The 24501-nt window shown below is 56.1% G+C and carries 24 protein-coding genes and 1 tRNA gene; 15 read left to right on the top strand and 10 right to left on the bottom strand.

What is annotated here, in order from left to right; genetic code table 11:
- Positions 1 to 28 precede the first annotated feature (28 nt).
- The 13 genes from ACR0JW_RS02980 to ACR0JW_RS02920 all read left to right on the top strand — a co-directional run bounded on the left by ACR0JW_RS02980 (position 29) and on the right by ACR0JW_RS02920 (position 12855).
- Positions 29 to 1453, top strand: a complete 1425-nt coding sequence (locus ACR0JW_RS02980) for a cryptochrome/photolyase family protein (protein WP_480713567.1) — start codon at positions 29 to 31, stop codon at positions 1451 to 1453.
- Between the two features lie 69 nt (positions 1454 to 1522).
- Entirely contained in the window at positions 1523 to 2731 is a 1209-nt protein-coding gene (locus ACR0JW_RS02975) for a class I SAM-dependent methyltransferase (protein WP_480713566.1), read from the top strand.
- Between the two features lie 16 nt (positions 2732 to 2747).
- The gene (locus tag ACR0JW_RS02970; protein WP_480713565.1) at positions 2748 to 3188 is read left to right on the top strand and encodes a TrgA family protein; all 441 of its coding nucleotides are present in this window, start codon (positions 2748 to 2750) and stop codon (positions 3186 to 3188) included.
- A 27-nt stretch (positions 3189 to 3215) separates the two neighbouring features.
- Positions 3216 to 4331, top strand: coding sequence for an NUDIX domain-containing protein (locus ACR0JW_RS02965; RefSeq protein WP_170676812.1), 1116 nt, complete (start codon positions 3216 to 3218; stop codon positions 4329 to 4331).
- A gap of 70 nt (positions 4332 to 4401) precedes the next feature.
- Positions 4402 to 5436 carry a cysteine synthase A gene (locus tag ACR0JW_RS02960; RefSeq protein WP_170676814.1) on the top strand — a complete coding sequence of 345 codons (1035 nt, stop codon included), beginning with the start codon at positions 4402 to 4404 and terminating at the stop codon, positions 5434 to 5436.
- On the top strand, positions 5436 to 7865 hold the full coding sequence (locus ACR0JW_RS02955) for a DUF3772 domain-containing protein (protein WP_480713564.1): 2430 nt from the start codon (positions 5436 to 5438) through the stop codon (positions 7863 to 7865). The genes ACR0JW_RS02960 and ACR0JW_RS02955 overlap by 1 nt, the downstream gene beginning before the upstream one ends.
- 90 nt (positions 7866 to 7955) lie before the next feature.
- A tRNA-Ser gene (locus tag ACR0JW_RS02950) sits at positions 7956 to 8045 on the top strand.
- A gap of 216 nt (positions 8046 to 8261) precedes the next feature.
- A complete protein-coding gene (locus ACR0JW_RS02945) occupies positions 8262 to 8705 on the top strand; it encodes a lipocalin-like domain-containing protein (RefSeq protein ID WP_170676819.1) in 444 nt (147 codons plus the stop codon).
- 79 nt (positions 8706 to 8784) lie between these two features.
- Positions 8785 to 9516, top strand: a complete 732-nt coding sequence (locus ACR0JW_RS02940; protein ID WP_170676821.1) for an SDR family oxidoreductase — start codon at positions 8785 to 8787, stop codon at positions 9514 to 9516.
- Between the two features lie 246 nt (positions 9517 to 9762).
- The gene (locus tag ACR0JW_RS02935) at positions 9763 to 10368 is read left to right on the top strand and encodes a YrbL family protein (protein ID WP_170676823.1); all 606 of its coding nucleotides are present in this window, start codon (positions 9763 to 9765) and stop codon (positions 10366 to 10368) included.
- Between the two features lie 98 nt (positions 10369 to 10466).
- Positions 10467 to 11309, top strand: a complete 843-nt coding sequence (locus ACR0JW_RS02930; RefSeq protein ID WP_170676825.1) for a glycosyltransferase family 25 protein — start codon at positions 10467 to 10469, stop codon at positions 11307 to 11309.
- Between the two features lie 122 nt (positions 11310 to 11431).
- Positions 11432 to 11800 (top strand): group I truncated hemoglobin, encoded by a 369-nt coding sequence (locus ACR0JW_RS02925; protein WP_170616712.1) that lies wholly within the window; start codon positions 11432 to 11434, stop codon positions 11798 to 11800.
- On the top strand, positions 11797 to 12855 hold the full coding sequence (locus ACR0JW_RS02920; RefSeq protein ID WP_170616714.1) for an adenylate/guanylate cyclase domain-containing protein: 1059 nt from the start codon (positions 11797 to 11799) through the stop codon (positions 12853 to 12855). The genes ACR0JW_RS02925 and ACR0JW_RS02920 overlap by 4 nt, the downstream gene beginning before the upstream one ends.
- A 6-nt stretch (positions 12856 to 12861) precedes the next feature.
- Here ACR0JW_RS02920 and ACR0JW_RS02915 read toward each other — a convergent pair whose 3' ends face one another.
- From ACR0JW_RS02915 to guaA, 9 genes are all read right to left on the bottom strand, one after another.
- Positions 12862 to 13476, bottom strand: coding sequence for a TetR/AcrR family transcriptional regulator (locus ACR0JW_RS02915; RefSeq protein WP_170616716.1), 615 nt, complete (start codon positions 13474 to 13476; stop codon positions 12862 to 12864).
- Between the two features lie 93 nt (positions 13477 to 13569).
- Positions 13570 to 14439, bottom strand: coding sequence for a polyphosphate kinase 2 (gene ppk2, locus ACR0JW_RS02910; RefSeq protein ID WP_170676828.1), 870 nt, complete (start codon positions 14437 to 14439; stop codon positions 13570 to 13572).
- A gap of 49 nt (positions 14440 to 14488) precedes the next feature.
- Positions 14489 to 15436: an alpha/beta fold hydrolase gene (locus tag ACR0JW_RS02905; protein WP_170676830.1), complete on the bottom strand. Its 948-nt coding sequence runs from the start codon at positions 15434 to 15436 to the stop codon at positions 14489 to 14491.
- A gap of 9 nt (positions 15437 to 15445) precedes the next feature.
- Positions 15446 to 16384 (bottom strand): homoserine O-acetyltransferase MetA, encoded by a 939-nt coding sequence (gene metA / locus ACR0JW_RS02900; protein ID WP_480713563.1) that lies wholly within the window; start codon positions 16382 to 16384, stop codon positions 15446 to 15448.
- A 39-nt stretch (positions 16385 to 16423) separates the two neighbouring features.
- Entirely contained in the window at positions 16424 to 17296 is an 873-nt protein-coding gene (locus ACR0JW_RS02895) for an ATPase (RefSeq protein ID WP_170676834.1), read from the bottom strand.
- A 48-nt stretch (positions 17297 to 17344) separates the two neighbouring features.
- On the bottom strand, positions 17345 to 18241 hold the full coding sequence (locus ACR0JW_RS02890; protein ID WP_170676836.1) for a DMT family transporter: 897 nt from the start codon (positions 18239 to 18241) through the stop codon (positions 17345 to 17347).
- A 95-nt stretch (positions 18242 to 18336) separates the two neighbouring features.
- A complete protein-coding gene (locus tag ACR0JW_RS02885) occupies positions 18337 to 19500 on the bottom strand; it encodes an outer membrane protein transport protein (RefSeq protein ID WP_170676838.1) in 1164 nt (387 codons plus the stop codon).
- 128 nt (positions 19501 to 19628) lie between these two features.
- Positions 19629 to 20534, bottom strand: coding sequence for a DMT family transporter (locus ACR0JW_RS02880; protein WP_480713562.1), 906 nt, complete (start codon positions 20532 to 20534; stop codon positions 19629 to 19631).
- A gap of 95 nt (positions 20535 to 20629) precedes the next feature.
- The gene (gene guaA, locus ACR0JW_RS02875) at positions 20630 to 22189 is read right to left on the bottom strand and encodes a glutamine-hydrolyzing GMP synthase (protein WP_170676841.1); all 1560 of its coding nucleotides are present in this window, start codon (positions 22187 to 22189) and stop codon (positions 20630 to 20632) included.
- Here guaA and ACR0JW_RS02870 point away from each other — a divergent pair.
- Both ACR0JW_RS02870 and ACR0JW_RS02865 read left to right on the top strand, forming a co-directional pair.
- Positions 22172 to 22369, top strand: a complete 198-nt coding sequence (locus tag ACR0JW_RS02870; RefSeq protein WP_170676842.1) for a hypothetical protein — start codon at positions 22172 to 22174, stop codon at positions 22367 to 22369. The two genes, guaA and ACR0JW_RS02870, sit on opposite strands and share 18 nt — an antisense overlap.
- A gap of 194 nt (positions 22370 to 22563) precedes the next feature.
- The gene (locus tag ACR0JW_RS02865) at positions 22564 to 24108 is read left to right on the top strand and encodes a trimethylamine methyltransferase family protein (RefSeq protein ID WP_480713561.1); all 1545 of its coding nucleotides are present in this window, start codon (positions 22564 to 22566) and stop codon (positions 24106 to 24108) included.
- Positions 24109 to 24112: 4 nt separating this feature from the next.
- Here ACR0JW_RS02865 and ACR0JW_RS02860 read toward each other — a convergent pair whose 3' ends face one another.
- Entirely contained in the window at positions 24113 to 24412 is a 300-nt protein-coding gene (locus ACR0JW_RS02860) for a DUF6477 family protein (RefSeq protein WP_170676844.1), read from the bottom strand.
- Between the last annotated feature and the right edge of the window lie 89 nt (positions 24413 to 24501).

The following is a 24501-nucleotide window of genomic DNA, read 5'->3' as shown; positions in this document are numbered from 1 at the left end:
GTAATACCAATAAACACTTGGGGCGGATATGCAGAAAGACAAAGCGCCAATACTATTATGGTTTCGCAGGGATTTGCGCCTGTCCGACCATCCCGCGGTTTGCGCTGCCGCAGCGACAGGCCGCCCCGTCATTCCGGTTTTCGTATTTGACGACCTTGTGCGCGGTCTGGGTGCAGCCCCCAAATGGCGCCTGGGTCTGGGGCTCGAGGCGTTCGCCAGCAGGCTTCGGGACGTCGGTAGCCGCCTGATCCTTCGACGCGGCAATGCGCTGAACGTTTTGAAAGAACTGATAGCCGAGACCGGGGCCGCATCGGTTTTTTGGACCCGCGCTTATGATCCGGATGCCATCGCCCGTGACACTCGTATCAAGGCAACCCTGACAGATGGCGGTATTGATGCAAGGTCGTTCGACGGACATTTGCTGTTTGAACCGTGGCAGGTCGCAACCAAATCCGGACAACCCTTTAAGGTTTTCACACCGATGTGGCGCGCGGTGCGGGAGAAGGAGATACCTGTTCCGCAGGATGCTCCATCAAGGCTGAAAAATCCTGATAATTGGCCGAAATCCGAGGATATGGTCGACTGGTCCCTTGGGGCTGCGATGAACAGAGGAAGCCGGGTCGTTCGGCCGTATGTGCAACCTGGTGAAAGGTCCGCCAATGATTGCCTGCTAGAGTTTCTGGATCGGATCGAACGGTATCAGGAACGACGCGATTGTTTGGATGTAGACGGCACCTCGAACCTGTCCGAATATCTGTCACTGGGCGAGATTGGGCCGCGAACGGTGTGGCACGCCGTTCAGAACGCCTCGATGATGGGCATTCCCGGAACCGACGCCTTTCTGCGGCAATTGATCTGGCGGGAATTCGCGTATCATCTGATGTATCACTCGCCTCGGTTACTGACGAACAACTGGCGGCCCGAATGGGATGGATTTCCTTGGCTTGAGGATGGCCAAGCCCCGTCGGTTATGGCGTGGAAGCAGGCCAGAACCGGCGTTCCAATCGTGGATGCCGGACTTCGGCAGATGTATGTGACAGGCCGGATGCACAACCGCGCGAGGATGGTTGTGGTAAGCTACCTGACCAAACACCTCATGACACACTGGAAAGTCGGGATGAACTGGTTTGAGGATTGCCTGATCGACTGGGATCCGGCCTGCAACGCGATGGGTTGGCAATGGGTCGCAGGTTCGGGGCCGGATGCGGCGCCGTTCTTTCGGATATTCAATCCGCAGACGCAGGCACAGAAATTCGACCCGGATGCGGTTTACAGGCAACGATGGATCGCGGAAATCCAGGATAATCCACCGAAGACCGCGCTGGCATACTTTGATGCTGCGCCCAATTCATGGGGGCTGGCGCCGGACGCGCGTTACCCTTCGCCGATTGTGGAATTGGCGGACGGTCGAAAACGAGCTCTGACAGCTTATGAACAGGCGAAAAGTCGGTAACGAACTGAAAACTTGCCAGAAACAGAAACTCGGCCTAGCTTATTTCTACGACCGCACAGGGGAGAGCGGATGATCCTGACCACAACTGAAGGGCAGAAGAACCTGCCCAGATATTTTTCACAAGTGCTGAAAATGCTTGGCGGGATGGAAAATGGACGGCTGGATATTGTCTTGCCTGATGGTCGGGTGTTTCGAACCGAAGGCGCAAAGCCCGGGCCGGTGGCGCAGGTCGATATTCATGATCCGGATGTTTTTTCCAGACTGGTTCGCGAGGGTGAGCTTGGTTTTTCCGACGCCTATCTGGAGGGCGGTTGGAGCACGCCTGACCTGCGGTCGTTCATGGATCTGGTTCATCTGGAATCAGAGGCCGTTTATGACGATTTCACCGGTCGGTTTCTGGTTCAGGCCTATGAAAGGCTTCGGTTTTGGTTGCATCGAAACAACCGCAAGCAGGCCCGAAAAAATATCTCGTACCACTACGATTTGGGTAATGATTTCTATTCCCTGTGGCTGGACGATACGATGACCTATTCCAGCGCATTGTTCGAGACCGGGCAGGAAAGTCTGGAAAATGCGCAGATCGCAAAATACGCAAGCCTTGTGGACGAAATGGGTGCCAAGCCGGGGGATCACATACTGGAAATCGGTTGCGGTTGGGGCGGTTTTGCCGAATATGCCGCAAAGGAACGTGGGCTGCGCGTCACCGGCCTTACGCTCAGTCAGGAACAGTTGAACTTTGCGCGGCAACGTATTGAAAATCTTGGGCTATTGAATCAGGTTGAGTTCAAGCTTCAGGATTACCGCGACGAACAGGGGCATTACGACGGGATCGCCTCGATCGAGATGTTCGAGGCGGTTGGGCAGAAGTACTGGCCTGTCTACTTCGAGACAGTACGCGACCGGCTGAAACCCGGCGGTCAGGCCACGCTTCAGATCATTACGGTGGGTGATCACCGCTGGGACTATTACAAAAACGGTGTTGATTTCATTCAGAAATACATATTTCCCGGTGGAATGTTGCCGTCTCCAACCATCCTCCGGCAAGAGATTGAACGCGCCGGGCTGAGTGTGATGAAGTCACGCGAATTCGGTAAAAGCTACGACCTGACTCTTCGACGCTGGTACGAGACGTTCAATGCCAAGTGGGAAGAGATTTCCCAAATGGGCTTTGATGAGCGTTTTCGCCGCATGTGGAATTATTATTTGACTGCATGCGGCGCGGCCTTTGACACCGGCAATTGCGATGTGACACAGATCACCATAGCAAAACCGAGTTAACGAACGGACCCCTCGTATGCCCAGTGCCTCACGTCTAGTTGCCGCTGTATGTCTGGTGGTGGTTGCCTTTATTGTCTCCACGATGATCATCGAAAACGGGGACGAGGGTAAGGATTACGGCTATTTCACTCTGGTCAACATTACGCTTGGGTTCGTTTGCGGATGGAAAATCATGGGCAAGCGGGCTGGTCGCGGATGGACGGCAGGTGTCAACAACGGACTGACCGGTGTCGCATCTTTGGTGTTCTGGGGACTTTTCGTGCAGGGCACCTATGAGATGTTCCGCCTGGCGATGCGTCACAGGTATGACGGCCCGTTCGAGGCGGTCCTTGCGATTTTCAAGCTTGGTGTCGAGTTTGGCGAGCAGCTGATTGTTCCGAACATTCTGGTGACGCTTGCGGTGGGCGCTGTCATAACCGGGTTGGCGACCGAAGAAGCGAGTCGCCGCTGGCGTTAAGCGACTGAACAAGAAAGCTCTATCCCCGTGTCTGATCTATTTTTTTACGGCACGCTCAGGTGCCAGCCGTTGCTGGAACGTGTGCTTGGCCGCCCGCTGTCTGAGTTGAAAATATCTGAGGCCAGATTGCCCGACCACGCCGTCTATGGTGTGAAGGGGCAAAGCTTTCCGATGATTGTCAGCGAGAATGGCAGCAAGGCTGAAGGTTTGCTGGTGCAGGGATTCGGTCCCGAGGATTTGAAACGGCTGACTTACTACGAAGGTGGTTTCGATTACAACCTCAGCCCCCGTGACCTTGAGCTGCCTGACGGAACGAAGGCGACGGCAAGCGTATTCTTTCCAGAACCCAACCTTTGGACGCCGGACCAACCCTGGTCCCTGAAGGACTGGTTTGGAGATTGGGGAGAACTGACGCTACTTGCCGCAGATGAGGTGATGGCCCATTACGGCAAGGTCGAAGCCGCTGAGATTGCTCGAAGTTTTCCAGCCATCCGGACCCGGGCCTGGGCCAGATTGGCTGCGCGCCGGCGTCAGACCGGTGATGCGCGCGACACGGCGCAGGACGTGATCGTCCATGATCGCAAGTCCGCCTACATCAACTATTTTGGGATTGATGAAATCAGGTTTCAACACCGCCATTACGACGGATCAATGGGTCCGGTTCTGAACTACAATGGGTTGATGCAGGGAAGCGCCGTCGTTGTTCTGCCCTACGATCCGTTACGGGACACGGTCTTGCTGGTCGAACAGTTTCGCGTGCCGGTCTTTTTGATCGACGACCCGGAACCTTGGATGTGGGAGCCGGTCGCGGGCATGATCGATCCTCGCGAAACGCCCGCACAGGCGGCAATTCGCGAAACTCAGGAAGAAGCGCACGTGACCCCCAGTGCGCTGGAGTACGCCGGAGGGGTGTATTCTTCCAGCGGTTCGTCGACCGAGTTCGTCCATCTGTATTTGGGATTGGCTGACCTGACCGAAACGACCGACAATGGTGGCCTGTCTTCCGAGGGCGAGAACATCCGTAGCCGGATTTTCTCGTATGCCGAATTCATTGGAATGGTTGACAGTCATGCCTTCAAGGACATGCCACTGCTGACCTTGGCCCATTGGCTGGCACGACATCGCGACCGGTTGCGCGGTTAAGTTTCGTTGCTTGTGGTTGCTGCGGCGCGCCTGTAAATCTCTGACGATACCAAATTGAAATGAGGGCGCCATGCGCATTGCACGAGATCTTGCCGACGCAGTAGGGAAAACACCATTGATCCGGTTGCGCCGCATCAGTGAAGAGACCGGTTGCGAGATCCTCGGCAAGGCCGAGTTCATGAACCCGGGGCAATCCGTCAAGGACCGTGCCGCTCTGTTCATCATCCGTGACGCAATTGCCCGGGGAGATCTGGAGCCAGGCGGGACAATTGTCGAGGGTACCGCAGGTAACACCGGTATCGGTCTGGCGCTGGTGGGCGCATCGATGGGGTTCAAGACTGTCATCGTGATTCCCGAAACCCAGTCGGAAGAGAAAAAGGACATGCTGCGCCTGGCAGGTGCCCAGTTGGTTCAGGTTCCTGCGGCGCCTTACCGCAACCCGAACAATTTTGTGCACTATTCACGGCGCCTGGCCGAAGAACTTGCGCAATCTGAGCCCAATGGCGCGATCTGGGCCAATCAGTTCGATAATGTCGCCAACCGACGGGCGCATGTGGAAACGACCGGCCCCGAGATCTGGGAGCAGACCGACGGCAAAGTCGACGGATTTGTCAGCGCCGTAGGTTCGGGTGGTACGCTTGCCGGTGTGGCCGAAGTGCTGCAGCCAAAAGGGGTGAAAGTGGCATTGGCCGATCCAATGGGCGCCGGGCTGTTTTCCTATTACACAACGGGTGAGATCGCGATGGAAGGCGGATCGATTGCCGAGGGTATCGGGCAGGTTCGGATCACCAAGAACCTTGAAGGGTTCACGCCTGATTTTTCCTACCAGATCACAGACAACGAAGCGTTGCCCTATATCTTCGACCTGCTCCGTGAGGAAGGTTTGGTAATGGGCGGATCAACCGCGATCAACATGGCTGGTGCGGTCCGGTTAGCCAGAGAAATGGGACCAGGTCATACCATCGTAACCATCCTGTGCGACTACGGCACTCGCTATCAGTCCAAACTGTTCAACCCCGATTTTCTGCGTGAAAAAGAGCTGCCGGTTCCTGATTGGATGACCGATGCGCCACGCAGTATCCCGGGCGTGTTCGAGGACGTATGATGCGGCAGCAGATCCGCCTGTTCCTGGCCCTTGTTGCGGTGTGTTTTGCCGTACTGGGCGGCTCTGCGTTCGCCCAGTTGTCTGATCGACAGAGCGAGTACTATCAGGGCTGGGTCAAAACGGCGGATCGGGCTGAAACGGTAATCGAGGCCAACAAGGCCTCAAACGCGGCTCTTGAAAATTTGCGGAGTGAAATCAGCGACTATCGCGAAGATTTCAACAATGCACGGAGCGCGAATACAGAACGTATCAAAACGCTGGAAGGCCAACTGAAGGCGCTTGGTCCGGAACCGGAAGGTGATGCAACCGAACCGGAAGACATCGCCAACCTTCGAAATCACCTTGAGGAGCAGCTAAACAGTCTGCGGGTCCCTAGGATAATCTCGGAAGAGGCGTTCAGCCGGGCGAATGGTCTTATCTTCGAAATTGATCAATTGCTGCGGGACCGTCAGGCAAAAGAACTGCTAGAGCGCGGTCCGTCTCCTTTGAATCCTGCCCATTGGGGTCCCGCCTGGACCGATGTTAACGAAGCAGCGCGCAGTCTGTTTAATGAGGTACGCAGAAACTTTCAAACAGACGTGGTTCATGAACGGTTTCGCGACCGCGGGTTGGGCATTCTTGCCCTTGTCGTGATTGCAGGTGTCCTGCTTTTCTATGGAAAGCGATGGTCTGAATCCGCCGGTGAATATCTGCGGCGTCTGGGCGGGCAGGGCAGTGGTGTCTGGGCTTTCCTGACCTCTCTGCTGCGGATCATTCTGCCGTGGTTTGGCGTTGTGCTACTGGTAACGGCAGTGTCGCTGACGGGTATTTTGGGGCTGCGCGGCGCTCTGCTGATGGAAAACGTGCCTTATTGGGCAGGGATCATACTTTTCTACGACTGGATTGGCCGACAGTTCCATGTTCTGCAGGAAGCGCAGGGTTTCAAGAAACTGTCGAGGCAACGGGTAAGAGAGTTACGAGTTCATCTAGATCTGTTGGCGGGGTTCCTGATCCTGCACGAACTGGTAAAGCTGTTTGAGCAGATTGAGAATATCTCTGACGCGACGCGTGCCGTGGTCGCGTTCCCGGTAATTTTCGGGACGGCCCTGCTGTTGCTGCGTGTTCGCCTGGTCCGAACCGTGGATACCACACCTGACCCGGATGAACCGGCCGCGACGGCCCGGGCTGCCGGGTTCAGTCAGCTGGTCGAGTTCATTCGCAGAGCCTTGTTCCTGCTGGGGATCGGCAGTCCCATACTCGCTGTTCTGGGATACACGAACGCGGCTGAAGCGATTGTTTTCCCGGCTGTAAAAACACTGGTCCTCATTGCCGCATTGCTGATTTTTCAGCGTTTCCTGGCTTCGGTCTACGGATGGTTCAGCGGCAAAGGTGAGGCCGCCAAGGATTCGCTTTTTTCCGTTCTCGTCGGATTTGCCATGGCCATTCTGGCGATGCCTATTCTCGCGCTTTATTGGGGCGCGCGCAGGACGGATCTGCAAGAGATCTGGTCCCAGCTATTGCAAGGGTTCTATATCGGTGGAGTGACAATCTCCCCCAGCAACTTTTTTACCTTTGTTGTGGTCTTCGCCATCGGGTATGGCCTGACGCGCATGTTGCAAAGCGGGTTGAGGAACTCGCTTCTGCCCAAGACCAGTATTGATCCGGGCGGGCAAAACGCGATTGTTTCCGGCACCGGTTACGTCGGTATTTTCCTAGCCGCTTTGATTGCGATCACGATTGCAGGCTTCAACCTTTCGTCGCTGGCGATTGTTGCTGGTGCACTTTCGGTCGGCATTGGCTTTGGTCTGCAAACCATCGTATCGAATTTCGTCTCGGGCATAATCCTGCTGGTCGAGCGTCCCATCTCCAAGGGGGACTGGATCGATGTGAACGGAATGATGGGCTACGTCCGCGACATCTCGGTTCGATCTACACGGATCGAGACGTTTGACCGGACGGATGTGATCGTTCCCAACTCGGACCTGATCAGTGGCGTGGTCACGAACTACACCCGCGGCAACACGATCGGGCGGGTGATCGTGCCTGTTGGTGTGGCTTATGGCACCGATACCCGGCTGGTCGAAAAAATTCTGGGCGAGATTGCTAATGCGCACCCCATGGTTCTGGCAAATCCAGCGCCCAGCGTCGTGTTTCAGGGGTTCGGCGCGGATTCGCTGGATTTTGAAATCCGCGGCATTCTTCGGGATGTGAACTGGGTTCTATCGGTGAAGTCTGACATGAACCATGAAATCAACCGGCGGTTTGTCGAAGAGGGGATCGAGATTCCGTTCGCACAGCGCGATGTCTGGTTGCGCAATCCCGAAGTATTGAAGGCAGGGGAAGCCCAAACCAACCAGAAATCAGCGGAAATCCCCTCCGCAACACCATCAACCGCGCCGGTCGAGATGACCGAAGCCGACATGCCTGATGCCGATGGGGACGAGGTTTGACCTTCTTAACCGTGCTGTTGTTTTCCGGTGAATTTTCACCCTAATCGGGCCTTGCAAATCCCCCGGCGATAGTCCAAATATCCCGCTCACGGAGAGGTGGCCGAGTGGTCGAAGGCGCACGCCTGGAAAGTGTGTAGGCGGGAAACCGTCTCCAGGGTTCGAATCCCTGTCTCTCCGCCATAAACCGAACGAAGCCGAGATCCAGCCGTCTTCTGAGAGCCGCTGATTCAGACTTTTTTCGTTTGACCTATTTTGGTCGAGTCATATCCTTGCAGCTGACTGACCAGCGGTCTTTCTTTCAATAACAAATTACCCATTCGAAAAGGCCGCTTTTGTCGACTGTGTCAGGCGCACGGCGTTTGATGCCGATCCACGCATTGAAGCTGGAGTTTTTGGATGAACGGCTCGGAAAGGCTCTCGGAAAAGTCTGTTCTCGGAACATGGAAACTTGTCGCTTATCGCTTTGACTACGACGATGGCACGCACGAGGAACCATACGGGCCCGATCCGATTGGAATGCTTCACTATTCTGAGGACGGGCATGTATTCGTGCACATGATGGCGGCTGATAGACAACCTCTTGGTTCGGACAGTTCGACCGCAACAAGCGAGGCCGCCCAAGCGGCACTCGGCAGCCACATCTCCTATTGCGGTACGTTTCAAGTCTCTGACCAAACGGTCAATCATGAAGTATTAGTCTCGGTTTTGCAGGATTTTGTAGGCCTGACCTTGCAGCGAGAAATTGAGGTCGCAAAAGATCGGCTTACGCTTCGTGGCAAGAACGCGACATTTGGAGGGAAACGTGGAACGGCCGTGCTGGAATGGGCGCGTGCAGATTGAAAGGACTTGCTGTCGAGTTTCCCCTGAATGCTGGCCCACAGGATCCCGACGGCGGCTTACTTTGGACAGGAGGAGAGTAATGGCGCGCATTCTGGATTTTTCAGAGCAGAACGTCATGGTGACAGGCGGCTCAAACGGCATCGGGCTCGCCGTCGCGGAAGCGTTCGTAGACGCTGGAGCGAAGGTGACTGTGACCGGCAGAAGGGGATCGGTCGGGGAGTATCAGGCGGACCTTTCCGCCTTCCGATACCATCAGGTGAACATGGAAGACGAAGCCTCGGTAGCTTCCCTGGTCGCCGCGACTGGTCAGGTTGATGTTCTTGTCAACAATGCGGGAACCTTTGTTGATCCTCCTGAAGGCCTCTCACCCGAGGGGTTTGATCGAAACATGATTATCAACCTCAACTCGGTTTACCGCCTCAGCCACGGGCTGTACCCGAAATTGGCCAAACGGCCGGGATGCATCATCAATATCGCCTCGATGTACAGCTACTTCGGAAGCGGATCGGGTCCAGCCTATGCTGCAAGCAAAACCGGGATCGTTGGCCTGACCAAATCGCTTGCGGTCGCTTATGCGCGTGACGGCGTACGGGTAAACGCCATTGCGCCAGGATGGATCCGGACCAACCTGACCGCAGGATCGCAGGCAAACGACACGTTCAGTGCTTCCATCGTCCAGCGAACACCTTTGGCGCGCTGGGGTGAGCCAAAGGAAATGACCGGGACAGTTCTTTACCTTGCATCATCAAATCTGGCCGGATTTGTGACAGGCGTGACGATACCGGTGGATGGCGGTTACAGCGTGATGTAGGACAATGCGTCTGCTTTTTTCAGGCCGAACTATTCGTCAGAGAACGTATGGCGCCAGCCCCATTCCTACCACCCTGGATCACTGTTCGTCATGTCGGTTGGTCGCGCGTGGATTGATGGGGCGATCAGTGGTGAATTGACTGGATGCTGCATTGTATCAAGACAGCGGCGCTTTTATATCTGGCTGGCACATGCTGTGGCTTTGCAAGACAGTTGCGGTGAATTTGACCTACTGGAATAACGCTTCATGATCGATCTGAGTTCTTTTGAACCACTGCGAAAAAGCCGCAATTACCTGATTTTCCAGCACCCTGAACAAGACAACGCGCTGCTCAAGGTCAGAACGGATAAACCGGTTCGCAGTCATTTTGTACCGCGATACGCCGAATGGCGTTATGGCAATCTGCGGCAGTGGAACCGCGAGGCCAATGAGTACCTGGCCGCCCTGAGCCGAGGATGCCCCGAAATCGAGCGTCTGGCCCGGTTTATGGGATACGCGTCGACATCAGCGGGACCGGCACTGGTCGTGGAAAAGATGACCGGCCCGGGCGGCGATCTGGCACCGACGGTGTATCAGGAATTTGTCTCGTACGACGGCGACAAAGACAAAATCCGTGCGCTGCATGATGAATTCATGGATCTTCTGGATGACTTGGAACGCGGCAACATTCTGATGGGCGACATGGGGTTGGAAAACGTTGTTCGCGCTGAACAGAGGGGCGGGCGTCTGGTCGTGATTGACGGGCTGGGTGAAAGGGTTCTTCTGCCTTTGACGCTGTTTAGCAAACGTGCGTATCAGCATTCCATCTTGCGGAGACGCAAGCGCATGTCAGGCAGCTTTGGCGAATTTTGATCCGCGAATCCTCGGCCTGCCATATCGTGGCCCGCGTACAGGGTTGATTTCCGGATCAGGCAGGACCGGCCTGCGCTAATTGAACGAAAGGAACGGTAGTGGAGCGTCAGAGGCAGGATCAGTTGACCGGTGTGTTTTATATCAACCTGGACCGCGTTCCCGAGCGGCGGGAGTTCATGGAGGCCGAGTTCGCCAAAGCCGGGTTGAGCAACGCAATTCGATTCAGTGCGACGGACGCGAAGGCAGAAGGGGCGCTTGAAGGGAACGGATACGTCCCGGGAACCGGTAATCGTTGGGGCCTGAAGCAAAGCGAGATTGCCTGTTTTGAAAGCCACCGGGCCGTCTGGAAACAGATCGCGGATCAGGGACTGCAAGCCGCCGCGGTTTTTGAGGACGATGTGGAAATGTCTGCCAGCGCCGGAGGCGTGATTGAGACAATTCTTTCCAATGGCCAAGCCTTTGATTTTGTGAAGCTTGACTATTCACCCAAACCATTGCGTTTCGGGCCACAGGAGACCATTGGTGGTGTCATGGCGAGACCGATGCTGGAAATGGCTCCCAGTGCGGCTGCGTACATTCTGTCGCAGGACGGGTGCCGAAAGCTCTTGTCGTGGTCGGAAACCTACTCGGATCATTTGGACGATTTCGTATCTATTCCGCGCACCGACTGGCGCATGTTTCAGGTGTTCCCTGCTGTCGGGGTGCAGATGATCTGGTCGAAGCAACAGGGTCAGACGGTGGAAACTGTCAAAGTCAGCGAACGGTCACAGGACAAGACAACGAATAGCGGTCTGGACAAGGGGCCGCTTTGGTTTCGGGTCCGGCGCGAACTGCAGGCTGCGGGCCGAAAACTGCGTTGGCGAATGGGGCGACAAAAGCGTCTGCTGCGCCAGGGCGGCTATGCAGGGTTCATTTCCACTGCGGATGATTTGAAGGTCTGAGACACTCGGCGACCCAGCCATTCCGGTCGTTGAAATCAGTGTTCCGGTCATAATCGTTAACAAAACTGTCAATTTGATATAACCTTGCAGTGTTATGAAGAATTAACGCGCAGGTAATTGGTGTGGGTCAGACTATTTATGAAAAATACGGCGGGTTCAAAACCATCAGCCGTATCGTGATGACATTCTACGAAATGGCGCTGGACTCCGATGAAATCGGAGGGTTCTTCGAAGACATCGACATGCCGCGTCTGATCGATCACCAAACCAAGTTCGTTTCGTCACTGGTCGGCGGACCGGCATCGTTCAGTGATGAACGGATCGAGGCGGTGCATCGGAACCTGAACATCAGCCACTCGGACTTTGACGAGATGGCCGAATTGTTCGGGCAGGCATTGTCGATGCACGGAATGTCGGATGGTGATGTGAAAACGGCGCTGGCTGCAATCGAAGGGAAGCGCGCTATCATCGTGGCGCGGGACGCTGCATGAGTATTCTTGCAATCAATGAACAACTGCTGCGTGCAATCGGGGTAGGAGTGGCTGTTGTCCGTGCCTCGGATTTAAGTTTTGTATTCTATAATGGACCCTTCAGCGAATGGTTCGGCACACCAGCCGAAGGACAAACCCTGATGGACTTCCTTCCGGACCTGGATATGCGCGAACTGGAGGATGTGAAACAATCCGGTCTGCGTTATTCAGTGGAGTTGCAGATCAAGCCGAAACGCAGGACCCTGATATTTGCCACTGCCGTTTCCCTTGCCAATGGCCTTTCCGAGCAGGTCCTGGTTGTCGAGTGCCAGAACATCACCCGCATTCGTGAATTGGAAAGCATGATCGACAGCTATTCGACCATGGTGGAACGCAATACGCGCGAACTTGAGCGGGAAAAGGAACGGGTCGAAAGGTTGCTGCTGAACCTGATGCCTCGTGCGGTTTACGAGGAGTTCAAGACGTTCGGCGTTGTGACACCGCAGCTTTATGAACAAGTGTCGGTGGTTATGCTGGACTTCGTCGGCTTCACCGATTTTGCTGCGAAAACGGACCCGACAGTCACGCTGAGCGAGCTGAATGATATTTTCACGGCATTTGACCGCATCGTGGAACAATATGGATGTGAAAGGATCAAAACGATCGGAGATGCCTACCTTGCTGTGTCCGGTATGCCAGATGCGACGCCGGACCATGCAACGGCCGTCGCCCATTGCGCAGTAAGGTTCCTAAGGTATCTCGAGCGGCGCAACGAGACACACCCGCACAAATGGCAGGCCCGTATCGGGTTGGGCATGGGCGCCGCGGTGGGGTCGGTCGTCGGTATCCAGAAATACGTCTATGACGTTTTTGGCCCGGCCGTGAACATTGCGTCCCGATTGCAAGTCTTTGCAAACCCAATGAAAATCGTTGCTCCCGAAGAAATGAAGTATGCGTTGATTGACGAATTTCAGGTCTCGGATCTTGGGCGCGTGGAAATCAAGGGCATGGGCGAAATGGACCTGATCAATGTGACGTCCGGCCTGAGCGTGCCGCAACCCAGAAAGGTTTTCTGATCGGGTTCAGTCGTCCTGCGGGACCAAACCAAGCCCCCTCAAGTAGATGCCGATGCCGGTCTCCAGAAGGTCTTCGGGCGGAAAGGGAGAGCTTGCGCCGGTATTTCGGGCGAACAGTTCCACGACACCGTGACTCATTGCCCAAATATGGGCGCTGAACATCGATGCGGGCGGGCGTTTTTCCGGTGGAATGTGCTTGGACAGCTCACTGGCGGCTTTTTCCAGAACGGCCTTGGCCCTGTTGGCGGCCATCGCCAGCTCAGGGGTCCGGTTCAGGGAAATACCGCTTTCAAACATCGAAATGTAGTGACCGGGATGCTTGCGGGCAAAGGCCAGATATGCCCGCCCGGTCGCCTCGAACGCGGCCAGGGCCGAGGGCTGGCCTTTGTCGTATGCGTACTGCATCAGGTCCGCAAACATCTCGAACCCCTGACGCGCAGCTTCGGCGATCAGGTCTTCGCGACCGTGAAAATGCCGGTACACTGCGGCAGGGGTCACGCCCGCCGTCTTGGCAGCCTCGGACAGGGTGAACCCAGTGGGACCCTTTTCTTCGATCAAGGACAATGCCGCCTCGATCAGCGCTTGTTTCAGGTTTCCGTGGTGATACCCGCGTTTTGTCATCCAGGCCTCAGGCGTCTTTTGTTGTCATAACTTGTAAAGTAAGCAGGCTGGCCCGTCCAACAACTGCACCATGTTTGCCAGTCAATCTTGCGCCTACGACTCCCAGATGTCCGGCCCGCCGCAAATCAGGGGATCGATCTCTCCGATCGTGCTCTTGTCCTTTTCGTCATAGTCCAGCGCGTGCAACACCGTACGAATGGCGGCCAGTCGCGCACGTTTCTTGTCATCCGAGCGGATGATAGTCCAGGGACAGTGATCCGAGTGGGTGCGGCTCAGCGTTTCTGCGATGGATTGGCTGTACTCATCCCATTTTCCAAGACCGGCAACATCGATCGGGCTAAGTTTCCATTGCTTGAGCGGGTCATTTTCGCGATCCAGAAAGCGATTGAGCTGTTCCGCGCGCCCGACATTCAGCCAGAACTTGAAGAAATGAATGCCGTCATTCACCAACCCGGTTTCCAACGGAGCGACCTGACGGAAAAAGCGTTCCCGTTCTTCAGAGGTGCAAAAGCCAAAAACGTTTTCCACCACACCCCGGTTGTACCAGCTGCGATCAAAGAACACGATTTCACCTGCCGAGGGCAGATGCTGGATATAACGTTGGAAATACCACTGGCTGCGCTCGGTATCCGATGGTTTGCTGAGCGCGACAACCCGCGCGCCACGCGGGTTCAGGTTTTCGCGAAAGCGTTTGATCGTGCCGCCTTTTCCCGCCGCATCGCGGCCTTCAAAGATCAGCGCCACGCGATGATCCGAGTCTTTCAGCCAGGCTTGCATCTTGACCAACTCGATCTGCAAAGCCTCCATCTGCCGATCATATTCCTTGCCCTTCATCTTTTCCGAGTAGGGAAAAGAGGGGTTCAGAATTTCGCGTTTCCCGGCATCCTTGATCGCGGAGCGAACGTCTTTGGGCGCTTCATTCCGGTAGTAGTGTTCGATCAAGCCTTTGTCCGAACGGGCCATGCCTTACCTCGCGATAAAATCCATACCTGACTATGGATTAGCCGGAAGCCTAACGCAAACCGGCGCGTTGTGCGGCCCGGTCGATGGCCGAGGCAACCTCGGGCGCGGCGACCACTTGCGGCATGTGGCCGATCCCATCAAGCAGGATCAATTCCGCACCAGGGATCTGTTGGGTCAGCGGTTCCGCGTGCCAGTCGGTTTCAACCGTGGTATCCGCCGTGCCATGTACGATCTCGGTTGGCACGGAAATCTCTCCGTACCGTGGTTGCAGCTCAGTGATCTCGTCCAGAAGGTTGGCACGTTGCCGTGCATTGGCATGCATCGAATCGGGTCGCATCGTCAGCCCTGGGCCGAAATGCGCGGCGTAGCCTTCCGGGGCTTTCTGCGGCGCGAAAACTTCATCCAATGCGCGTTCGACAAACCAGTCCGGTGTGTATGCGGACACGAACGGTAATGCCGCAAGGCGCCCCGTCGTGGTCGAGGCGAGCCGATTGAAACCATCCAGTGGCGTTTCCCAAGGGATGGCTGCCGGCGCGATCAAAACCAGCGCCGAAATGTTCTCGGGCCGGGTCACTGCCCATGCCAATGCAACGGAACCACCATAGCTTTGCCCGGCGACAATGGGTTTCTCGGCCCCAAGCTGGGCGGCCGCACGTTGCAGGATTTCGGCTTGCTCCGTGATGGTTTCGCCGTTCGGGTTAAAGCTTTGGCTGTATCCGAGGCCGGGCCGGTCAAACACGATGACACGAAAGCTTTGTGCCAGGATCGGAGCCAGCGCAACCGTCATGTCCCGCGTGTTTCCGCTGGAGCCGTGGATCAACACCACATCCGGTCCTTGGCCCATGACCACCGCGTGAACCGCAATGCCGTCAACGGTCAGGATTTCCCCTTCGGGCGGAAAAGCGGCCTCTGCGCTTTCCTGATATCGCGCGGCTCGCCACAGGGTGAAGGCCCAGAACAGGGCGAGGGCAGTCAGGAGGATGACGGCAACACGCATCGACCCGCGTCAGGCCCTCAGGTCGGTCATTTCCATACCGATCCGAGTGATATCATAGGGGGTGGTTTCGTAGATTTCGCTGATCCAGTTACCATAAAGCAGATGCGCATGGCTTCGCCAACGGTTCTGCGGTGTCCTTGTTGGATCGTCATCGGGATAGTAGTTCAGCGGGACATTGATCGGCGTGCCGTTGGCGACGTCGCGATCGTATTCCTGTTTCAACGTGTCGCTGTCATATTCGAAATGGTTGAAGATATAGATTGCGCGGTGGGCCTTGTCCTCGACCAGACAAGGCCCGACTTCATCGCTGCCCAGCAAGGTGATCAATCCGGGTGCTGCGTCTATCTCAGCCTGTTTCATCTCGGTCCAACGGCTGACAGGGATCACGCAATCGTCTGAAAACCCGCGCAGAAAGGGCGAGGATGGTTGCAGATTGCGATGACGGAAGCAGCCAAATGCCTTCGCGCCCAGCATGTGTTTCCTGACGCCATGAAAATGGTTGATCATGGCCATTCCGCCCCAGCACACTCCGAAAGTGGAATGCACGTTGTTTTGTGTCCAATGGAAGACTTCACTGATCTCGTCCCAATAGGTGACGTCGTTGAAATCCAGATGTTCAATCGGCGCGCCGGTTATGATCAGACCGTCGAATTTCTCGTCCTTCACCTCCTGAAAAGGGCGATAGAACTCCTGCATATGCTCGGCGGCGGTGTTCTTGGTCTGGTGCTCGGTCATGCGAATCAGCGACAGATCGATCTGCAAAGGCGTTGCGCCGATCAGGCGGGCGAACTGGTTTTCGGTCTGAATCTTCTTCGGCATCAGGTTCAGCAACCCGATGCGTAATGGCCGGATGTCCTGCCGCATTGCCTGATCCTCGGCCATGACCATGACGCCCTCGTTGCTGAGGACGTCAAATGCGGGAAGGTCAGATGGGATCTTGATTGGCATACTGGTCAAGCCTTTGCGGGAACAAGGTAAGTTTGAAAACTATGTTCGGTTGCGGTGGGTCTCAAGAGTGCGTTCGATCAACTCGTCAAAATCTCCGGCGTCCCGGACCGACGCAATCTCACGCGCGGGAATAGTGACGCCCCAATTGTCGGCCATTGCCTGGTAACGCGGCTGGCGGTGCGCCAGAGCCTGCGCATAGGTCCACCTGATGAAGGCATCGGGGTCGACCTCGGTCGGGGCGCAGTCATTCAGGGTCAGGTATTCGTCCCATACGCGGGTCAGAAACTCCGGCTGATAGGACATTGGCTTTGGGGCTTTGTCAAAGCGGCGGATCAGTTCGGAGGTGTGGTTTTCGTCGCCCTTGATCCAGATCATCAGTGTCTGGCCGGACAGTTCTGACAGGACCTGATCTCTGGGATCGCTTGGGTCGACCCACTCGCAGATCGATCCGCCCGTGTCACAGATGAAGTGCGGGTATTTGTAAAGCCGCTGAGCCCGGTCGACAAAATACTCGGTATCCAGCAAGGCGTGGATTTCTGCCAGCCGGAACTGTTCCTGCCTGCGGCGATATTCCTGCAGTTCCATTCCACCCAATTCCGGGTCGCCCGGTTTGCCCAGGTATGTCGCGACGGGCTTGAGGTTCTCGAATGAGATGTTCGAACCGATATAGATCGAGTCCGACAGCAGCAGGTCGCGCAGAAAAGGCACCTTCATTGCCTGCGCCTTGGCGTTGTCGGTAATGTACTCACCCATGTAACGGGTCCCGATCCGGTAATCGATCGAGTAGTGAAACCAATCACCCGAGTCACGCAGAACGTTCGATACGTAAGTCTTGCCCAAGCCCGACATGCCGAAGAACAAAACCTTTTTCCGCGCAGCCTCGCGCCAGTCTTTCGCTGATTTGTAGATCATGACCCGCCGTTCCTTTTGGAACCTAGCTAAATCGGGCAGCGAGCGGCGTCAATCTCGCGGACCCGAGCGGTTGAGGATCAGCAGGCCCAGTGCCAGCACAGCAAATCCCACAAACGCATTGGGCTGTAGCGTTTCGCCGCGAATAACTGCCCCCAGCACGATGGCGACGGGTGGAATTATCAATGTCACCAGCATCAGGTTTCCACTGCCTGCCATCGCCAGGATCCGGTAATACAGCAGGTAGGCCCCGGCAGTAGCAATCAATGCGTAATACCCGATTGCCACCCATGCGGAAACGGGCAGGGCAAGCGTCGGGACACCATCCAGATACAGAGCGAACGGCAGTATCAAAATCGTCGATGCCGTCAGCATTCCAGCCGCGGCGACTTGTGGCGGCAGGTCGGACAGGGTTGCCCTGGCCCATGCACCGGCCAGAGCGTAGGAAACTGTTCCCGCGACAATTGCGATCTGGGCCGTGCTTTGCAGTGAGAAGCTTGTGAAATTTTGTAGTCCAATGGCGATAGTGACGCCTGCAAAGCCAAGCGCAACACCAACGATACGAGCTGGCGTCAAACGTTCGTCGTTGAAGCACAGTGCCGCCACGATAACGCCGAAAATGGCGGTTGCGGCATTCAATATCGACGTCAAACCGGAAGTCACATAAAGCTGCCCCCATGCCATCAGCGAAAACGGAATGGCATTGTTCAGCAAACCCATGATCAGAAACGCCCCCCAGACGCGTGGGTTACGGGGAACAGGAAGCCGTTGAAACCAAACCACAGCCCAAAGCACCAGCATTGCCCAGAACACCCGATGCAGAACCGAAGTCACGAAAGGCACCGAGTCCAGCGCGACACGAATGGCAACGAAGGATGCGCCCCAAATCAGGCCCAACAGACAAAGTTCGGACCAGGCGCGGGCGGAGAAGTGTTTTTGAGAAGTCATGGTTTGTGTTCGCACGTTCGGACGTGCACGACGACCCGGATCCTGCGAAAAAAAGACCCCGCACGTCATGCGGGGTCAATTCCGTGTCTTGGTGATCAGTCCAGAGCGTATGTGATCTGGAAGCCCACACTCCACGCGCTGTTGCCCGAGAAGTCTGCTCGTGCCGTTGGTCCCGCGCCGTCTGCCGTCGCATCGCCGATATCGGTGTAGCGAACGCCACCTGAGATTTTTGCCTTTTCAAGCGAGTACGTTCCGCCCAGGCCAATGCTCCAGAAGCCGTCGGTCGGCCCCAAGTTAGAAACCGGATTGCCCGACGAGGATTCGTAGCCCAGTGTCACAGCTCCCGAGAATTCTTCCGAGAACTGATATCCCAGACCAAGGGAGTAGGTGAACGTGGCTTCGTCGTAATCAACCAAGTTCGAGGTCGGCGGATAGTTTGGTGGATTATATACCAGTTGAGGCCAGTCGACCCAGCGAATCGAGCCAAACAGAAGGGTCTTTGGCGCCACACCGGTCTGGAAGTCCAGGTTAACCGACTGCGGCGTTTCAATCTCGCTCGACGTGTCGAATGTTGCCACAGTTCCTGATGTGATCGGCGGAACTGGCGGCGGGTTCAGCGATTCCGTCTGTGACCAGTCGTGGCTGATCTTCGAGTTGTAGGTCAGTGCTACGCGTGCCGCGATCTCGGGTTTCTCCCAGGCGACACCAACCACGTAGCCAAACGCGATATCGGCATCGGTGTCGACTTCATATCCGGCGGCGAGCGGAACGGTAACGGATGCCTCAACACGTTGAGCGCGAAAACCACCGATGGCGCTGAAGCCACCGTCGAACTTGTAGCGCAGCAGTGCCGTGATTGCGTCGGTATCAGCCGTTGCTTCCAGAACACCGGAACGACCGCCCGGAATTGGGTTCAATGACAACGGGTAATTGTTTGCGTATGAAATGTCCGCCCCGAACGGCTGATCGTACATGACCGCAAAATCAAGCTTGTCGGTCAGTGACGTTTTGAAGCCGAGGTGGGGTGTGAAGAAACTGTTGGCCACATCGCCTGAATCAACGGGCTGGCCCAGGTTGGCAGGATTCAAACTGGGCATGGTGCCGCTGACGCTTGGGTCGGTATACCCCAAACGGAACTGGGCAACCGTACCTTTTTCGAAAATAAGGTTGATACCCTGTCCGCTTCGGTCCAGCCCCCCAGCCTGCGCGGCTGATGCACCGGCACATATCATGCACGCCTGTAGTAGCGCTCTCTTCATGTATTCCTCCCTGTTTGCCTCATAACGGTCGCTCTGCTTGGGTTGAGTGAATGGCAGAGCGAGCCCCGGTAGTAAGATTTGCGGATACTCGCTTTTCGTTTGTTTTAACGTCAATCGGTGACGGAGCGTTACTGGCTGCGACTATCCTGACTGACTGTTGCCAAACTGTTACGATTCTCGGACCAGACATTCAGAAATATCCCAGAAAAAATCACAGCCGCCCCCACAAGCGTCCAATGATCCAACGGTTCGGAGTAGAGCACCATGCCGACGATGGCGATTGTTGGAAGCCTGGCAAAGTCAAACGGGATGACCACGGTGGCAGGTGCAATCGCCAGCGCATTGGTGATACAAAAATGCGCCAGCAATCCGGCTATGCCGACCAGTACCAAATATGGCGCGGTCTGTACGCTTGGCAGCCCGATCTCGCCATCAAGACCAGCGGCGGCAAAGCCCAGCACGGCCTGCATCGCGGTGAGCCAGAAAACGATGCAGCCAATCTGCGCGGTCTGTGTGAGTTTCTTGGTGGTAATCGTTGTAAACGCGAAGAAAACAGCAGACGCGGCGGCCATAATAAGACCCGGGCTAAGCGGGGCGGCACCGGGACGCGTGACAAGCAGGATTCCGGCAAATCCTATCAAAGCGGACAGCATTTTCAACGCGGTCAGACGCTCGCGCAGCAGCAGTGGGGAAAGCAGGATAACCCAGATCGGCTGGGTGAATTCCAGTGCAAAGACCTGCGCCAGCGGAATAACACCAACCGCGTAGAACCACAGATTCTGACCCGTGAAATGCAGCGTATTTCGCAGGGCGTGAAGCCCAAGTCGTTGGGCTGTAACCTGATGCCAATTGGCTGTCAGGGTCAGTACGGTTGCAACGATCGCAAAGCCCACGATGCTGCGATACATCATGATTTCGAAGGTGTCGTGAAACAGGCTCAGTTCGCGCCCGGCGACGGCCATTGACGAAAAGGATGCAATCGCACCCGTCATCCATAGGGCAGCTTTGCCCGTCTGAGTTTTGGTCCCGTTCACGTCAAGTCCATGATGTTAGTGGATCATGCGCTTGAAAATGAACAATAAATTCCAAGGGAAATAAACAGAAAAGCCGGGGTGGACCCGGCTTTTTGTCATTCCCATTCGATTGTACCCGGCGGTTTGGATGTAATGTCATAAGTGCAGCGGTTGATGCCTTTGACTTCGTTTATGATCCGAGTGGCCGTTTCGCCAAGGAATTCATGGCTGAACGGATAATAATCCGCTGTCATTCCATCCACTGACGTTACGGCACGAAGCGCACAGGCATAGTCGTAGGTGCGCCCGTCGCCCATCACACCGACCGTGCGAACGGGAAGAATCGCGACAAATGCCTGCCAGATGTCGTCATACAGCCCGTGTTTGCGAATCTGGTCGATATAAACTGCGTCGGCTTCGCGCAGAATCGCCAGCTTTTCGCGGGTGATTTCGCCGGGGCACCGAATCGCAAGACCGGGGCCGGGGAAGGGGTGGCGACCGATGAAACTCTGCGGCAGGCCCAGTTCCCGGCCCAGCGCGCGGACCTCGTCCTTGAACAGTTCGCGCAGGGGTTCGACCAGCTTCAGGCCCATCTTTTCTGGCAACCCGCCGACATTGTGGTGCGATTTGATGGTCACCGATGGGCCGCCCGAGAAAGACACCGATTCAATTACGTCGGGATACAGCGTCCCCTGAGCCAGAAACTCGGCCCCATCAATGGTGTCGGCGTGTTTCTGGAACACATCGATGAACAGCTTACCGATGATCTTGCGTTTGGTTTCCGGATCGCTCTGGCCTTCGAGCTCGCCCAAGAACAACTCGCTCTCATCTGCATGAATCAGCTGGATGTTGTAGTTGTCTCGGAACATGCCGACGACTTCTTCAGCCTCGTTCTTGCGCAGCAGACCGTGATCGACAAAGACGCAGGTCAGCTGATCGCCGATCGCTTCGTGAATCAGGATTGCGGCTACAGAGCTGTCTACACCGCCGGACAGGCCGCAGATGACTTTTTTGTCGCCGACCTGCTCGCGAATCTTTTCGATCATTTGCTCGCGGTAGGCGCCCATGGTCCAGTCACCACTGAAACCTGCCAGTTTCACGAAATTCTCGTACAGCTTCGCGCCCTTGGGTGTGTGGTGCACCTCGGGGTGGAACTGCACAGCATAGAAATGGCGATCGGTGTCGGCAGTAATCGCAAATGGCGCGTTGGGCGAGGTGCCGAACACCTCAAAGCCAGGGGCAATTTCGCTGACATGGTCTCCATGGCTCATCCAGACCTGCTCGTCACCGTCGGCAAACCATCCATTCAGGATATCCAACTGCCCTTTGGGGGTGACAAAGGCGCGTCCGAATTCCGCTGTGCCGTGCCCGCTTTCGACTTTGCCGCCCAGTTGGTGCATCATCACCTGCTGGCCGTAACAAATGCCGAGGATCGGAACACCGTAGTCAAAGATCTCTTGCGGCGCGCGCGGAGAACCTTCCCGCGTCACACTGTCAGGACCGCCCGAGAAGATCACGGCCCGGGGGGCCATTTCCCGAACAAACTCCATCGTGACATTCTGATAGGGGTGAATTTCGCAATAGACATTCAGTTCGCGCAGGCGACGAGCGATCAGCTGCGTAACCTGGCTGCCAAAGTCGATGATCAGAAGGCGGTCATGGGATGTATCACTCATGTCCGCGCCATAGGCCAAGCACGGGAATTTCGCAAGTGTAAGGTCATCGTCGTCGTGCAGATCAGGTCGGAAGTGCAGGTTGCGATGATGACGGGGGATGCTTGCCACCTTGGGCTGACGCTGCTGGTCTATCAGCTTTGGCAGGCGTGCGAGGCAGGGATTCTAAAATCGCGGGGGTGAAACGCGCACTTTGGCCTCTTCATCTCTATCTCATAATTCCTTTCGAGCGGTTCGATTTACCGAAAGCTGACGTTGATCCGGGGCACAAACTATGTCGCTTTTATGTTCCAATGGCCGTTATCTTCCAATGTTCCGAACAGTTGTCACGATAAATAGGAACACAATCTGAAATTACCTGAGTATGGGGAAAGCAAATGGCTGAAGCATCAGCACGTCGCCGGAGTCGCGGTGGGGGCGGAGCCGCCCGCCGGGCAGAGCGCACTGCGGTTCGGATCGAAACCGCCAAGTACATTGAGCGCAATATTCCCAACTTCGAGATTCTCAACGAAGAAGCGTTGGAAATCATCGAGACCAACGCCGAGACCATTCTGGAAGAGGTCGGCGTTAACTTCGTCGACAATCCCGCCGCTCTGGAACGCTGGAAAGAGGCCGGTGCGGATGTCGATGGAGAGCGTGTGCGCATCCCGCGCGGACTGGCCCGCCAACTGATCAAGACAGCGCCCAGCCAGTTCACGCAACACGCGCGCGATCCGGGAAAATCGGTTGTCATCGGCGGCCGAAATATGGTTCTTGCCCCGGTCTATGGCCCGCCGTTTGTGCGTGACGCACAGGGCGGCCGCCGCTACGCGACCATGGATGACTTCAACAAGTTCGTGAAGCTGGCGTATATGTCCAAGTGGCTGCACCATTCGGGCGGCACCGTGTGCGAGCCGACCGACATTCCGGTCAACAAACGCCATCTGGATATGCTGATGGCGCACATGACCCTGTCGGACAAGCCGTTCATGGGATCGGTCACTGATCCCAGCCGCGCGCAGGATTCGGTAGAAATGTGTGAAATCCTGTTCGGCAAAGAGTTCGTTCAGGAAAACACGGTCATGACCTCGCTGACCAACATCAACTCGCCGATGACCTTTGACGATGTGATGATGGGGTCGCTTGAGGTTTATGCGAAGAACAACCAGGCCTGCATCATCTCGCCCTTCATCGTAGGCGGCGCGATGGCGCCGGTTTCGGTAGCCGGTACACTGACTCAGGTTCTGGCCGAGGTTCTGGCGGGTGTTGCCTACAGCCAGATCATCCGCCCGGGTGCACCTGCGATCTTCGGCGCGTTCGTTACTTCAATCGACATGAACTCGGGTGCACCAACCTTTGGTACGCCGGAGGCCGCACATATCACCTATGGTGCCGGTCAGCTGGCGCGGCGGCTTAACTTGCCCTACCGCTCGGCCGGCTCATTCTGCGGCTCGAAACTGCCGGATGCGCAGGCGGCTTATGAGACGTCGAATTCGCTGAACATGGGACTGATGGCCGGCGTAAACTTCATGCTGCATTCCTGTGGCTGGCTCGAAGGGGGTCTGGTTGCCGACTTTGAAAAATTCGTCATGGACGCTGACCAGCTGGGTGTTCTTCACCACCTGGCCAAAGGCGTGGCCTATGACGAAAACGCGCAAGCCATGGAAGCCATCCGCGAGGTTGGACCCGGCGGTCACTATCTGGGCTGTGCCCACACACAGGCGAACTTCAAAGAAGCGTTCTGGAAGTCAGACCTGCTGGATTACAAGCCCTACGAGACCTGGGAAGACGAAGGCGGCCGCGACACGAGGCAACTGGCCTCGGCTCGGGTCGAACACCTGCTGGCCAATTACCAGCAGCCGCAACTCGATCCCGCAATCAACGAAGCGCTGAATGCGTATGTGGCGGAAAAGAAAGCCTCGATGTCGGACGCCTTCACCTGATAGATCACTGAAACTGAGCGGCGCGGCTGGCCTGATACAGCTGCGCCTCGCCTGAAATCGCAATCAGCAGATCCAGATGCCGCACCAGTGAATAGGCGGCGTCTTCGCTCTGTCGTTGCGCCTCTACTTCCTTCTCCATTTCCATCAATCGCACAAGGGCCGAACCGGTTCCGGGTAGTGATCCGTATCCCAGAATACGTTGCAAATGCCGGTCCCGGTTGTACTCCTGCGCCCCGAACTTGGCCGCGCGAGTCAACAGGCGCGGGCGGCGTAGCGTCGTGATCATTGTCATCAGGTCCTGCATTCTCGGGCTCCGTAACTTTTGATTTTGCGAGGCCAGTTGTTGCACAACCTAAGGGCGTGTTGCCTTGTTGATATTCGCGCTAAACGCTG

It is taken from the genome of Ruegeria sp. BG6 (assembly GCF_056538465.1).
This window is presented reverse-complemented; position numbering and strand designations above follow the sequence as displayed.